Here is a 14,598-nt window from a genome sequence, read left to right as displayed (position 1 = left end):
GCCAATTTAACTGTGTGGTAGATTATATAGAAAAACCACTAAATAAAGATAAAGTACAACAAGTACTTGAAAAAGTAAACTTGAAATAATGCTACGAGCAAAGAACTGAAGTAAAAAGCAACTCTTTTCTCTATTAATTTTGAGACATTATTATTCAAAACTTAGAGAACCACATTTGTGATTTTGAGGTTTATTTTACCTGTCTAGGCAACACAGAAACCTAACTTTAATCATATAGCTTACCTGATTTTGCAATAGCAAAACAAGAGCTTAAGTAGTTTATTAGATACAGCAATTAAGGTCAGTTTTTTACTTTTACCTTTGTACACTATACACTCACAAAGTTTCCCGACACTCTTACTATTGTTGATTCTAAGAGTAGGTTTTTGTTTTCGGCATAAGAACATTATAAAGAAAACTTTCTGTCTGTTAAACAAGAGTTTACAAAGGTTTTTAGAAAGTATACGTACCGAAAATAGAAGTCCCATTTCATCTTTAACTGCTATTCAACGTTATACCATGCTATCCTATTGGTTTATAAAATTGGAAATAGATCCAGTGTATTCTAATCCAGCACGTCCAGACCATAACGGACGATACGGGCGTATGCACCGCAATTTAAAGACAACTTTTGCAAACCCTCAGCATTCGATTTGAAAGTTCAACACCGTAGCTTAAATCAGTTTGTAAAAGAATATAATCATAGTAGATCCCATGAATTTTTAGGAATGAAAACTCCCGCAGATGGCCATGATTTTTCCAATAGACCGTAGCATAAGAAAATTTCGAAATAGGTTTATACCAATTTAAACCTATAATGTCACAATAAATCGTTTTACCGATATGAATTCAGCACAGGCTTTTTTCTCCTGCTTTTTATCAAAAATAATTACAGTAACTAGTGCTATGCCTGTATTTTTTTACTCAACTAAATAAAAACCTGAGCTGAGCTACATCGTAGTATAATTCAAAATTTCAATGCAACATTTATAAACTAAATGGGTATTAGACCATAAGTATAAACAATAGTATATAGATTATAAATATTGTGGCGTGAATTAAAACATATATTTAGTAAATTGATTGACTGGAAAGATTTTGTTTTTGCCATTCCATTTTTGCTCTTTTAGGACAAAAAAAGAAGCCTACGCAAATTACACTCCCTTGGGTTATTAAGTGGCAGTTTCTTACTTGATTTATAAAAGAGTATAAATTCTCTACCTCAAGAAATAATAATAGTACTATACATTTACGATATTAAAAAGTAATTCATAAAACTTGACTTGAAACGAATTAGAAAATACATATAATCTGATATTGACCTAAATTCTACAAATAGAAAGTTTTATCTTGTTGCATTTTCTGTTCTATAGCTTTTGTATTTCTCAACTTTTTTGAACCGTTTGGTTTATAGTACGAAGAATCGAGTATAAAGGAAGACGTCTTTATTGAATTATTTATAGCGATGACTTTAGCTTTTGTTGTCTTGCTATTATCTCAATTTGTTATCAGAGTTTTATTTAATATAAATAGGTTTACTGTTGTTTCCTTGTTTTTTTGGTTTCTTTTAGAAGCAGTCTTTGTGGCGTCAGTTTGGTTTGTCTTTGAAGTTTTAGATAAGGATTTTACAGGAAATCTTATAACTGTTTGGTTTGACAACCTTTTGGGGTATGTGTTAATTATGCTCCCCCCTTATTTTTTATGTGTGAGTTACATTCACATTAAAGATATAATCAAGAATTTAGAAAATGAAAATAGCACACATAAATCGGTAGAAAAAATCTTACCAGACATTACCCTTAAAGACGAAAATGAGATTGTGAAACTAGTTTTAAAAACAGAAAATCTACTTTTTATACAATCTGCCAATAATTATGTAGAAGTTAATTTTTTAGAAAATGGTGTACTGTCAAAGTATTTATTAAGAAACTCTATAAAAAAATTGGAACCTACTTTTATGAATACTCCTATTATTCATTGTCATTGGTCATTCATTGTAGATGCCAACAATATCGAACTTGCAAAAAAGACATCATCAGGCTATAATTTAAAACTGAATCAGGTGTTGGAACTAACAATTCCTATATCAAAAAGCTGCATTTCTGAATTTAATAAATTTACCACAAAACCGTAACTGTCTGTATATCAATTAATGGTATAAGTGGCCTTTCAGCCCAACTGATGGGGCGAACATCTAAATAGCCCAAAGATTACTTTCTTATCCCTTTAGTTTAGCCTTAAGCCCTTTAAATTTTTTAGCACTTTTTTGCATCGCAGCTTTGCATTGTTTTAAACCTAACAATGTGAGCAAATGAAATTATTTAGTATTCAAGGAACCCTTATTAAAAACTTATTTAGCCTTACAAATATTTACAATTTAAAATCAGCACGACAGTTTTCTATACCGTAAATGGATTTTTTCGCAATTTTTTTCTGAATGGCTTTCATCCGGTTTTCCCTTGGATTGCTTTTCTTCTAAGGGGATTTGGATTGGAGGATTAAATTTTAATGATGTGAAGATAAGACATCGAGTAAGCCTATTTTCTCTAGCCATATTTGTTGTTTTTAAAACTATTTCACTATTTTTAATTGATAATATAAGTCAATTATCGCCAGCAGAGGCGCTAGGCCTTGCCTATCTTTTAGGAACAACACCAATGCTACCATCGTTTTTTTACATGATGACAGCTTCTAGTTTAGCCGTTTTCATTATCTCAATATCCATATACATTAGTACTAAATTATCACATACCCTTTTCATAAAGCAGATGGTAAGCACAGGACCGCTATCATTAAGTAATTACTTCTTTCACGTTATCATAGGAATGCTGGCTATAAAATTATTTTTCAGGAAATTAGAGTTTGCATTTTCTATTGAATTTACCATACTTTATGCGATTGTTTTTAGCGTTGTAATTGTATTTTTTTCACATATTTGGTGCATGAAATTTAAAAAAGACCCCCTGGAGTATATCATGCGAAAAATTACAGGATGAAAGCTAGTATACACTACCAAGCACATTCGCAATTCTCACAAACCAATTCTAAAACCGAAAATCGCAAAAGAGTTTGTCTGTCTGCCAGCGCTTTTTTCTCGACCTGAAAGACAAAGCTTGGACAATGCTAAATTGAAAAAGAACGGATTTTAATAGCCATACATTTAAGCAGCTTGATGACAGACCCAGAAAGATATTGACATATAAAACAGACATGGAAGTTTTAGCTCTAAACTCCATTTCTTGTAATTCATATCTCAAGGGTATTATTTGAAATTTAAAATATCACTCCGAACTTATTGGGGGATAAACTACTAGCATTTATATACAAATAGATTTCTCCAATATCAGCACTTGGAAATCAGGCGGAAATTTTCAAGGAAACGCATTAGCTTCCATAGATTCGTGGAATAGAATAATTATTTTTTTAAATAAGCAACCAGGAACTATAGAACTGAATAAATAAAAAAGCTGATCTACTTTTTTTACAAACGAAAATTCAACTGTGCAAGAAATGATACCCTCGTCCAGATATAGCCCACAACTAAATTGAGAAACTAAATTTACTTTTTCATTTTTTTATAGACAGAATCTGTTGTGACAACAGATTCTGTTTTCAATTAATCAGCACACCAACTAAACCATTGCAAAATATTTATCTTCAATACCCAGATGCAATAGGTCAAGCGGCAAATCTACGCCTTGATTTTTTATGGTATTGATCCTATGTAAATATGCAGCAGCTTCCAACAAGTGGGTCGCTACATCGGCCACTTTTCTGTTTTTTGCTTCTCTTAAATAAGAATTTTTAGTCCATTCGTTAAAAGCACCCATCGCAGGGCCACACCAAATTTGATAATCCATCACTCGGTCTGGATCACCTGCATTGGCCCAATTAGAAGACAGGCCTAAATACCAACGAAAAATCAATGCCATTTTACGTTTTGGATTTCCTTGGGCATTTTTTATTTGCTCTGGATCTCGTTCTTCAAAGAAACTGACACATAAATTCCACACCTCTTCCAAAGGCATTTTAAAAGTTTTAGTCTCTAACTTTAGTCTTTCGTCTTTAGGAATGGCATCAATGCCCTGATAGCGGTTATAGATTTCGTATAATTTCTTTGCTCTGGCACCAAATAAAGTGCCTCGTTTTAAGACTTGCAGTTCTACGCCTAGTTCAAACATATCTGAAGCAGGAGCCATGGTGATATCTGTTGAGGTTACTTTGGCAAGTAAGTCCTTCACAGCTTCTGAAGTCCCCGATTCTATACAAGCTTGGTTGATAGAACCTGTTACCACATAGGCGGCACCCATAGCAAAAGCTGCTAAAGCAGAAGCGGGAGTCCCGATTCCTCCTGCGGCACCGACTCTAATTTGTTTTTTGTATTGGTATTTTTCCTGAATTTCGTCTCTCAATTGTAAAATGATAGGCAATACAACGATCATAGGACGGTTGTCTGTATGTCCGCCAGAATCTGCCTCCACAGTAATATCATCAGCCATGGGAACTTTTTGAGCCAATTCATACTGATGCTGCGTAATTTTTCCAGCAGCCAATAATTTATCTAAAAATTGTATGGGTGCAGGCGACATAAAACGTTCAGCCACTTCTTTTCTAGAAATTTTACCGATCACTTTATTGGCAATGATAATTTCGCCTTGCCCATTTAAACTCAATCCTACAGCCCTGTATTTTACAATTTGCTCTGACAGGTTCATATAAGCGGAAGCTTCTACCACTTTTACACCGTGTTCTATAAACAAGTTAACGGCACCTTCTTCCAAGGCTTTTTCAATGGGACTATGAATAAGGTTGCAAGCATAAGCTTGAGTCGGCAATGCTTTTTGAATCGTGGCAATGGCTTCTTTAACGCGCGAAGGAATCATCCCCGCAGCGCCAAAGGATCCCATCATTTGTTTTTTTCCTAAAGCAATGACCATATCTGTAGAGGCAATTCCGTTGGCCATGGCACCTGCTTTATAGGCGTATTTTAATTTGTAGTCTTCTTTAAACGATGAGTCCCCTAAATCTTCTGCCGTAAATGCAGGCACTATAGCTTTTAAAAATAAGCCCTTTCCTTCTGATTGAATGGTTCCCGTATTGGTAATTCCAATGCGACCTGACAAATCTTTCACCACATAACAAGGTACGGCAGTGTTTTTTAGTTTGTCAAACATTCCTGTGATGTCAAATGAAATCTCTCTGGGAGATCCTATCCATTTTAAGTCAATCATTTTTAATATTTTAATTTATTTTATCAATTTAAAACCAGACAAACACTACTGCCCGTTTAAATAATTCTATTTTTTTAGTGGCGACGTCTGGTTATGCTTCTTGAATTCCCAATGCCAAATCTGTGACTTGGTAAATTCTTGTGCCTTCGTTCCAGAGGTAAGCATTAGCGATCAAAACCAAAGTAGCGCCTCGTTTTTCTATAGTTTTAAAATGGACTTCTAAATGCATGTTTTCTACATTTACCCTTATTTGTCCACGGTATTTCCATTTGGTTTTATTGTTTACGACTTGTACAAATCGTGGTTTATTAAAATCTTTCCCTAAATCTTGTTGTAATGCAAATAACTGCATGGCTTGCGAAATAGCTTCGACACCTAAAGACCCAGGCATTACGGGATCAGAATAAAAATGGCAGGTAAAGAACCAGTCATAGGTATGAATGGCTTTGGAACAATGGATATAGCCTTTATTAAATTCACCCCCATTTTTCACCAGCACACCGCTGTCTAGTAAATTAAGCTGGTCTTCTGCCAAACGGAAGGCGTTTGCTTTGTCATTTTCTTTATACAATTTCATTTTTGCGTATAAAGAATCTAGTTTTATTTGGAAATAATCTTTTGTTGTCAAGTTGTTTTGCACATACCAAGCTGGGATATCCTCTCCTTTATCTAAACCTACTTGTTGCGCTAAGGCTTCCTTAGGGAAAAATCCAAATGAAGAAAATCCTTTATAGAAGACCTGCTCATCTACCGAGACTTCAAATAGATATTTCTGAATTACATAACCGCCTAATGACGTAGAAGAGGTTAAGGTTGACTTGTTTTTAATCACTTTTCCTCTAAAATCTGTACCTATAGGAAGTTCTAATAATTCACCGTCACCATCTAGATTTCTAAGGTATAAATCTTTGTCAGGAAATAATAAGGTACTTCCCAAATAAGCACCCAATAGTCCACAAGGTTGTAATGCAATTTCCATCAATATCGCGTAAGGTATTGTCATGGATGCATTTTGTTTGTAATACCAAACATCTTGAGGTACGTCGTATTCTGTCCAGATATTTGTTGGTTTCGAGAAATCAAAACGCTCTCCGTCAATTTTAATCACACGGCTTACGACTTGTAAATCTGTGTTTGGTTGACGCGATAAGGCTCTATTGTCATAAACGGCATACTCTGGCCCAAAACAGTCGGCTAATCTTCCCAAAGCAAATATTTCGATGTCAGTTTCATTTAACAAAACATTTTCGGTCACTTTCTTAGGTTGCTCTAAGTATTTCGGATTGTCTTTTTCTCTTAATTGCAATCCTAGATTGGCAAAATGAACGGTAATAACACCGTCTACAATAATTTCTAAATCACCGATCACAAAAGGGTCAGGCAATAAGCCTATTTCTTTAATGACAAGGCGATAGGTTAATATCTTATCCTTAGGAGTGACTTCTTTTCTACATCTTACTTTCTGTTGGAGTCCATAAATGGGTTGGAAACGCGCATCTTTTTTAAGGCGCTGCAAACCGAGCATCATCATAAAGAAACGCAGTAGATTTCCGCCACCTTCTGCTTGTAAAGAACCTGCCAATACTTGGTCATCTCTAAAATGACAAGGAAAATACCAATCGTCTGGACTCAGGTCTTTTTCTGCTATAACTTCTCCCAAACCATAAGCACCCCCATTGACATCTGCCTTAACAATACGATCTAACATCAGCATTTTTTCTGGAGCTAATCGTATCGATTTATTTTTTCCATTAGGGAAATAAGAAATATCTTCAAAACATTTATGGGCATCTCCATTGATCAGATGTCTTAAATCCTCAATATCAAAAGCAGTCTTTTTTGTGGTTAAAAAAGGAATGAATTTCTTCTTTTCTACCTCTGCCAAAACTTTCTTTTCACTGTCTGTATAAACCACCCCGTTTCCTTTGCTCAATTCTTCATCAGTAAAGAAACCAGCAACGCCATTGGTCATTTTTAAAACCATACGGTCTTCTACAAAACACTCGTAGCTAAAGAAAAATAATAAATTACGCCCGTTTCTAACGAATGAATTGATAGAAATATCATAGCGTAAAGTTTGCCCTTCAAAAGGTAAATCGTCGATAAATTCTAAGGTACAATCCAATAAACGATACACATAATCTCCTTTGTTTTCTAAATCGATTCCCAAATAAGAAATCAACATTAAATCACATTGTCCAGATTCTACAGACACTGCCCAAGGAATTTGTGTATCGGTTGCATACCCTGAGTTATACGGAATGTCGTATTCGGTTTGCATAGTACATGGTTTGTATTCGCCGAGTTTAGCCTCTAAACCAGTAACTCTACTCACCAATAAATAAGGATCCATTGGCAACATTACCCTGCGTTTGTATTGGTCAATAACATTGTATTCTGCACCAAACACATTGCCGATTTTTCCTTCTGAAAATTCAATTAAATCTTCTTTCGTGTAAATGACGTTCTTATCTTTTAAGTGATTTGGGTCATTATAATCCTGTAATTTTAAACCGTTTTCTGCAATTTTAGCAGTCGTTTTAGGATCCGCTTTGCGCATTGAAGTATCTATCATACTAACTATTTTTTCTAAGGTATGTTTTGTTGTAATAGGCTGACTAGCCCCTTTATTTTTTGTTGTGTTTTGTGATTTCTCTTTTCTTTTTATGGTAGCAAACTGGCGCTGAATATCCTCAGATAACAACACATCATACACAGGACTCCCCCCGGTTTTTACCTTTTTAGTAAAGTGTTTGTTGGGTTGTTTCTGGTTGGTATTTGGGTATAATAAACTTAAATCAATATCAATTCCGTTAGAAATTAATTGCGCCAAACATTCGTAAAGAGACTGAATAGAACTCGTGCCTTTTTTATCAATAGCGCAAGCAGCATGTTGCTGTTGGTTCAGCGTATCTTTAAGCCAATTGGTACAGGTGCTATTAGGACCGAGTTCTACAAACGTACTAAATCCGTTTATTGACATTTTTTTCGCAAAAGCGGGAAAGTCTACTGTTTTATAGCACACTTTTGTGGAATTCTCTGCTATTCTTAACGACTCCATAGGAATTTTTTCACCCGTTAAACTTGAATAAAAGTCAACTTCTGGATGGTCTTCTAATGGGAAATTATGCATTTCGATCAATCCATCGTATTCCTTTTTACAGAACTCGTTATGGATAACATTTTGAAAAGGCACGAGTACTGATGCACAATTCAATGCCTTAATTAACATTTCACACTGACTTTTATCACCAGAAATTATCAACTCCTTTTCAGAGTTTACAAAAGTGATGAAGACTTTATCAAACTTAGAAATATGGGCTTCTACCTTCTCCCTTGTGTCTAATAAAATCCAGCTTTGCCACCTGGCTTTTGCTTCTTTTGTACTAATATTCCATTCTTCAGCTAATAATTCCAAATTGCCAGAAAATTTATTCTTAAAAATTGGAGAGTTGCGGAATATTTTTGTGCCCTCACCGGGATTCCAAATGCCAAATGAATACCACATAGAGCTGCATTCCCCCATAGAATAGCCCATAGCTGCTTTTGGCTTTACACCGAAATATGCTCTTAATATGTGCGTGTACAAGGTCGAATAAAGCACCCCGGTAGACATCATAGAAATAGCATCATTCTGAATGTTTGGAGAAGCTGTTGCACGGTCTTGCTTTTTAGGAAATAAATAGTTTAAGCCAAAGAACTCTTTAAGGTTTGGAATTTTGTTTTCAAAATCGCTTAAAAGGTTTGGAAAAAACTGAAATAAATCGTGTCCTAATCCCTCATAACTCGTCGCGGAGCCTGGATATACAAATGCTAAATCGCCTTTAGCTGCACTTGGATTTGGACTAAAGAAAGAACCACTAGGGAGTTTAATATTTGTCTTTTTATCAAAGGCTACCGGCAATTTTTTTTCTATAAACCCGATATCTTGTAGTAGCGACTTCTGACTAGAAGCAACTAGAACAATGCTATATATTGCTTTGGTTTTGACTGCTTTGTTATAACACCCTTGTGCTATAAATCCCAAGTCATCAACAAGAATATCTTTTCTAATTAGGCTTAGGTTTTCTCTAAGCTCATTTTGCGTATTTCCTTTTAAAACAAACAGATGCTTTTTTAAGAAATTATCAATTTTAGGATGTTTAGGATGTGAAACTTCTGATAGTTTTACACGAGAATGTGGACTCAAATTTACGAGTGCCTGTCTCGGGTAATCTGTCTCATTAATCCAAGGTCTTGATTGGCTTGGAAAATAGTAATTACTATTTTTTAGAGCATCATTTTTTACAGATTTCCAATTTGGAATGCCTGGAATAAATTGATGATACAAACAAAGGGCTGTTTTTACAACAGAAGCTAATCCCGCTGCCGAAAACGTATGTCCGATATTCGCTTTTACAGACCCTAATGCAATTTTATGATCCGATGTCTGCGCTAATAATTGGGCTTGTTCTAAGTCATCCTCTTGCTTAAATCCAGAAGCTACTAATTCTTGTAAGGCGATATTTTTACCTGTTGACAAATCTCCAATAGCATCAATAGTAGCATAAATAGCATCTTTTTCTGTTATCTTGTCATTAGCCTTTAAAACAATAACCGATGCCCCTTCGCCAATCAACCAACCATAATCGTCTACATTAAAGGACAAACTTGGTTGTTTATTTTGGTTTACGGTGGCAATCAGATTCCGTAAAAGAACGGCTTCCATACCTCCTGAAAATTCAACTGCCCCCACAACAACAGCATCAACTTCGCCTAAAGATAACATATTCTGAGCGACTTCTAAAGCTCTTGTTGTTCCGTTATTTCCATTGGTAATTGTAAATGAGGGACCATTAAAATCCCATAAAGCTGAAATACGACTCGACATAATATTACCAACAAAACTCGTATGCTGACTAGGGGTCTGTGCGTTCCCTATCGTGTACAATATATTACGACATTCGCCTAAAAGGGTTGCTTTTTGTGTCTCTTTTAAATCAATTCCGGCACGATCTAATGCTTTATCTAATTGCCATTGGCTATCCCAACGCGCTAGGTAATGATGTATCGCAAGTTCGGGATTCATCGCAATTAAAACCGCTACATTTTCTCCTTTTTTTAAGCTTGATTTTTGAATGGCTTGGTCAGCAACCTTTAAGATTAAAGCCTGCTGTGGCTCCATAGTGCCAACTTCGTTAGGCTGGATTTTATAGCGCATTAAATCCATTTCAAAATCAGCTATAAAGCTGCCTCTAAGTGGCTTTTTAGTATCTAAGCCAAAACTGGATAATAAGTCCTTGTTTTTTTCAAAACCCTTCCATCTATGAATTGGCATCTCAGAAAAATGCTGGGTTCCTTCAAAAATAGATCGGTAAAAAGCATCTAGATTAACGCAATTACCAAAATGAACTTCCATACTTGTGATGGTCATTTCTTTTAGTGTGACGTCTGTGTGTTTCTTACTTTTTTCTTTATGATGGCTTTCCACAACCAAATGGGCATTGGTGCCTCCAAAGCCAAAAGAATTTACCGCTGCTTGCTTATCATTTGTTTCCCATTTTAAAGGCTCTTCTATGATTTGCTCTTGCGTAAACCAGCCTTTTTTAGATTGAATTGCGGTAGACAAATTAATTCCAGGTGGAATCTTATGATGCTCCATAGAAAGTAACACTTTCATTAAACTAGGCATTCCTGCTGCTGTGAGCATATGCCCAATATTTGATTTTACAGACCCTAAACGCAATTTTTCTGGATTGTCCCCAAAGAAAGTTTCGAGTGAGTTGATTTCAGTAACGTCGCCAAGAGGCGTGCCTGTTGCGTGGCATTCTATATACGAGGTATTTTCTTTAGAAACAGTTCCATTATACGCTCTTTCGTAAGCTAATGTTTGTCCTTTTGGATTGGGACTTAATAAATATTTACCACCGCCGTCATTAGATAAACCAATTCCAGAAATAACTCCGATGATATTATCGCCATCTTTTTCCGCATCTGATAAGCGCTTCAGAAGAATCATCCCAGCGCCTTCCGACGAAACTAATCCAGCAGAGTCTTTATCTAATGGCGAGTATTTATGATCATGACCTGCATAGGCATGCAAAATTGAAAACCCCATGTGGATAAATAATTGGTCTGACGAACAAACGGCTCCTGCTAACATCATATCGGCTTTGCCGATTAACAATTCGTCACAAGCCATTTTTATAGCGTAGAGCGAAGAAGCACAAGCGGCGTCTAAATCGAAATTTGTGCCTTTTAAACCAATTACATTTTTTACCAATTCCGAGACATCACCTTCAAGAGGATTGTTTTTTGGAATTTCATATGCTGTTGCTGGAATTTCAAAACTGTCATCTTTTAAAAGGGTTTTAATTCCTTTTTCAAGGGTTTTTGTATAAATGGGCGCCATAATTTTATGGGAGGATTTTGTTGGAAAAGATAAATTTCCAAAGATGACGCCACAGTGGTCTAAAGCTGCAGTTTTATTCCAGTAACCGCCGTGCATTAAAGCATCTTTGGTTACTTGCAAGCCCCATTGATACATTTGGTCTAAGTCATTTAAGTCTTCAGAACCGAAGTCTGCGCTGTTAAAATTATAATCACGAATGTAGCCTCCACGTAAGGAATAACAGCGGTCTATAGTTCCTTTATCTTTTTTATAAAACAGCTCGGGGTCGGCACCAAAATCTTCTTTTGTTGCCATACCAGTCAAGTCCTTTTTATCCATAAGGTTATTCCAAAACTCTTGTACCGTTTTAGAGCCAGGAAAAAGAGACGACATGCCAATGATTGCTATTTTTTCTTTCATTCTTTTTTGTTGATTGGGGCGTTAAGGATACTACCAGGTTAACCCTTCTGAAACGGTTAATCCAGCGCCTTCTGTGAATAAAAAAACATCTCTATTTTCATCATATACGGTAATGTCTGCGATCATTTTTATAGCCGAATTTTCTTGTATTTTCATATGTACATAGAAACTTTTATTTGCAGGAATTTCACCATAAACCAGTCCTTCTATTGTTTGTAAAGGCAAACTATTAGCACCGTTATGATACTTCTGTACCCATAGAATCATGCCTTGATATTGTATATCTAAGAAAAATGCGTTTAAACTCGTGCTAGGAAACTGCCCTTGGGTTTCTAAAGAAACTGCTGGTGCTTTACATTTTAGTAAAACTTGATCTTTCTCTATAGATAAAACCGCTTCTATCCCTTGGTAAAAAGGACCTTGAAATAAAGAACCATCTTTATAAAAGGTAGCGCCATCTATTTTGTTCTCTTTTATTGTAAGGGTTTGAAATTTAGGTTTATAGCTTCTTTTTCGCGAGAGCGTAATTGTTGAACGGTAATGATTTAAAGGTAGCTTTACCCCTTTACTATATACAGTGACATCACAAACAATATGGTCTGCAGTTTTACTTTGTTCTTTAATTTCTGTGAAATAAACTTCTTTTTCAGTGCCATCAAAAACAATCCCTTTAAACAGTTTTACATGTGCTATACTCGTTAATTTATAATCTGGGAATAGTTTTACACAAGAATCTGCCATCCACGCTGTGGCGTTTACCATTGGTAGAACAGAATTGCCTTGAATAACGTGATCTTTTAAAAACACATTGTCTTTTAAACTTAAATGTCGTTGAATAGTATAGTTTTTTAAAGGGCCAGAAATATCCGAAATACCTGCAGGTAAAGTGCCTCCAATTATGACTTGGGGTTGGTGGTGATACGCCCCGTTTAATTCTTGAACAAAACGAGCAGCGCCGCCAGGATGGTTGACCAAAGAAACACCTGCTTCTTCAAACATTTTTTGTAACTCAGGACTCACCATACCGCCTTCCCAAGCGCCCCAATTAATTGAGGTAACTTTAGTGTTAGGATGGTTGGTACTAAACAAATGTGCCGCGGTATTTAAAATTTCGTTGGCCATCGCATAATCAGATTGGCCAACATTTCCGTAGAAACCCGCCACTGAAGAAAACATAATTAAATGCCTTAATTCGTTCACGTTTACCATTTTTAAGAGGCTTGTTAAACCCTCTAATTTTACGGAAGTCACATCATCAAAAATCTGTTCGGTTTTATCTTGAATGAGCTTATCCGCTAAACGACCGGCACCGTGGATGATTCCAGTAATTTTACCCCATTTTTTTTCAATCTCAAGTAATTCAGGTTTGATGGTTAAATTCGTAACATCACCCGCCACATAAATAGCATCGCCACCATTTGCTTTGATGTGCGCAATAGTTTCTTCAATTTCCTTTTTGGCAACGTATTTATTAAACCTACTGTTTAGCCCTTTAATTGAAACTTTTTCTCCACCAGATTTCATTTCCTGCATAATCTCCTTTTTAAGAACTGCAGGGCTGACTCCATTTAACGCATAAGCTGGTAATTTAAAATCTAAAGTGGATCTCCCTAAAAGGATAAATTTAGATTTAAAAGCAATGTTCATTTCTTTGATACAGGTCGCGGTAACACCTCTACCACCGCCAGCAACTAAAAAAACATCTTTATCTGTAACCGTTTGTTGGTAGTCTTCTGCAGCACTTACTTCATTCGGTGTAACCTCATAAGTCATTCGTCTATTTTCAGTGATGGCGACATCGACATAGCGTACATCTGCATCGTGTAATTCTAAGAATAAAGCATCCGCAATTTCTGTTGCTGCTAATTCAGGTTTTGCATCGATTGCTCTGCAGAATACTGGAGACCATTCTAGATTCATGCATTTGGTTAATCCAGATAATCCACCAGCAATGATGGACATATTGGAACGTTTGTCCATCCCAAATTTTCCGTCTAAACGAGACACGGTCATAAAAGCAGTTCGTTGTGTTTTGCTGTTGGCATTTAATGGTGCTTGGAGCTGTTTTGCCAATAAGAAAGTGGCTTTTAGCAATGCACGCTCCGTATCAAAATGTTGCGTGAAATTAGTTCCTGAAAAGGTGAAATGTGGGTGTAAATAAATAAAAGAACCAATGTCATTTTTAGCTAAGATTGTATCGATAGCCGTTTTTATATTTTGGTCGTTTATGTCTGAAATAGAAATCCCATTTTTTAGCGTAGGATTCTTTTTAAAAGCGTCAAATTGAATGACAATAACAGTATGGCCTTCGCTTTCTAATTTTGCTTTTACAGCCAAAGTTAAATCGCTTCCTTCATCTGTAATTACAACAGGTTTTAATGCCGAAATGTCCTGTACTAAAAGATCTACCTTAGGAATAAATTTTAAGCCGATAGATTTCCGAGGCACATTGTAGAATTTGGTAGGCAAGGAGAATTCCTGTTTTGAGGTAGTCTCCTTGATTACCGTATTGTTTTCTTCTACACCTAAGCTAGGCTGAGATTTTTTTTTTTAATAACACCTCCGGCTTTGGCAGAA

The 14,598-nt window shown here is 35.8% G+C and carries 5 protein-coding genes and 1 pseudogene; 2 read left to right on the top strand and 4 right to left on the bottom strand.

The annotated features are described in order from the left end of the window. Positions 1 to 226: 226 nt before the first annotated feature. Positions 227 to 338 (bottom strand): annotated as a pseudogene (locus tag CXF67_RS19340) (IS110 family transposase); the annotation flags it as partial. 1,127 nt (positions 339 to 1,465) lie between these two features. Between CXF67_RS19340 and CXF67_RS15025 the strand changes: the two are divergent. Next, positions 1,466 to 2,134: a LytTR family transcriptional regulator DNA-binding domain-containing protein gene (locus CXF67_RS15025; RefSeq protein ID WP_257984711.1), complete on the top strand. Its 669-nt coding sequence runs from the start codon at positions 1,466 to 1,468 to the stop codon at positions 2,132 to 2,134. A gap of 379 nt (positions 2,135 to 2,513) precedes the next feature. Continuing rightward, complete coding sequence (locus tag CXF67_RS15020) at positions 2,514 to 2,996, top strand: DUF418 domain-containing protein (RefSeq protein ID WP_257984710.1); 483 nt, start codon at positions 2,514 to 2,516, stop codon at positions 2,994 to 2,996. Between the two features lie 636 nt (positions 2,997 to 3,632). On the opposite strand, the gene CXF67_RS15015 is transcribed toward CXF67_RS15020, so the two are convergent. The 3 genes from CXF67_RS15015 to CXF67_RS15005 form a co-directional block, all read right to left on the bottom strand. Next, positions 3,633 to 5,231 carry a PfaD family polyunsaturated fatty acid/polyketide biosynthesis protein gene (locus tag CXF67_RS15015; RefSeq protein ID WP_102089485.1) on the bottom strand — a complete coding sequence of 533 codons (1,599 nt, stop codon included), beginning with the start codon at positions 5,229 to 5,231 and terminating at the stop codon, positions 3,633 to 3,635. Between the two features lie 91 nt (positions 5,232 to 5,322). Further along, entirely contained in the window at positions 5,323 to 12,021 is a 6,699-nt protein-coding gene (locus tag CXF67_RS15010) for a PfaB family protein (RefSeq protein WP_102089484.1), read from the bottom strand. A 30-nt stretch (positions 12,022 to 12,051) separates the two neighbouring features. Continuing rightward, positions 12,052 to 14,469 carry an SDR family NAD(P)-dependent oxidoreductase gene (locus CXF67_RS15005; RefSeq protein WP_102089483.1) on the bottom strand — a complete coding sequence of 806 codons (2,418 nt, stop codon included), beginning with the start codon at positions 14,467 to 14,469 and terminating at the stop codon, positions 12,052 to 12,054. Between the last annotated feature and the right edge of the window lie 129 nt (positions 14,470 to 14,598).

The sequence above is a fragment of the Psychroflexus sp. MES1-P1E genome, assembly GCF_002836055.1.
GTDB lineage: Bacteria > Bacteroidota > Bacteroidia > Flavobacteriales > Flavobacteriaceae > Psychroflexus.
Note: the sequence above shows the minus strand (reverse complement) of the source record. Positions and strands in the feature narration are given on the sequence as shown.

Excerpts from the sequence above, each read along its gene's own strand:
- CXF67_RS15010 (WP_102089484.1), bottom strand. The coding sequence starts at position 12,021 with ATGAAAGAAAAAATAGCAATCATTGGCATGTCGTCTCTTTTTCCTGGC.
- CXF67_RS15015 (WP_102089485.1), bottom strand. The coding sequence starts at position 5,231 with ATGATTGACTTAAAATGGATAGGATCTCCCAGAGAGATTTCATTTGAC.
- CXF67_RS15025 (WP_257984711.1), top strand. The coding sequence starts at position 1,466 with ATGACTTTAGCTTTTGTTGTCTTGCTATTATCTCAATTTGTTATCAGA.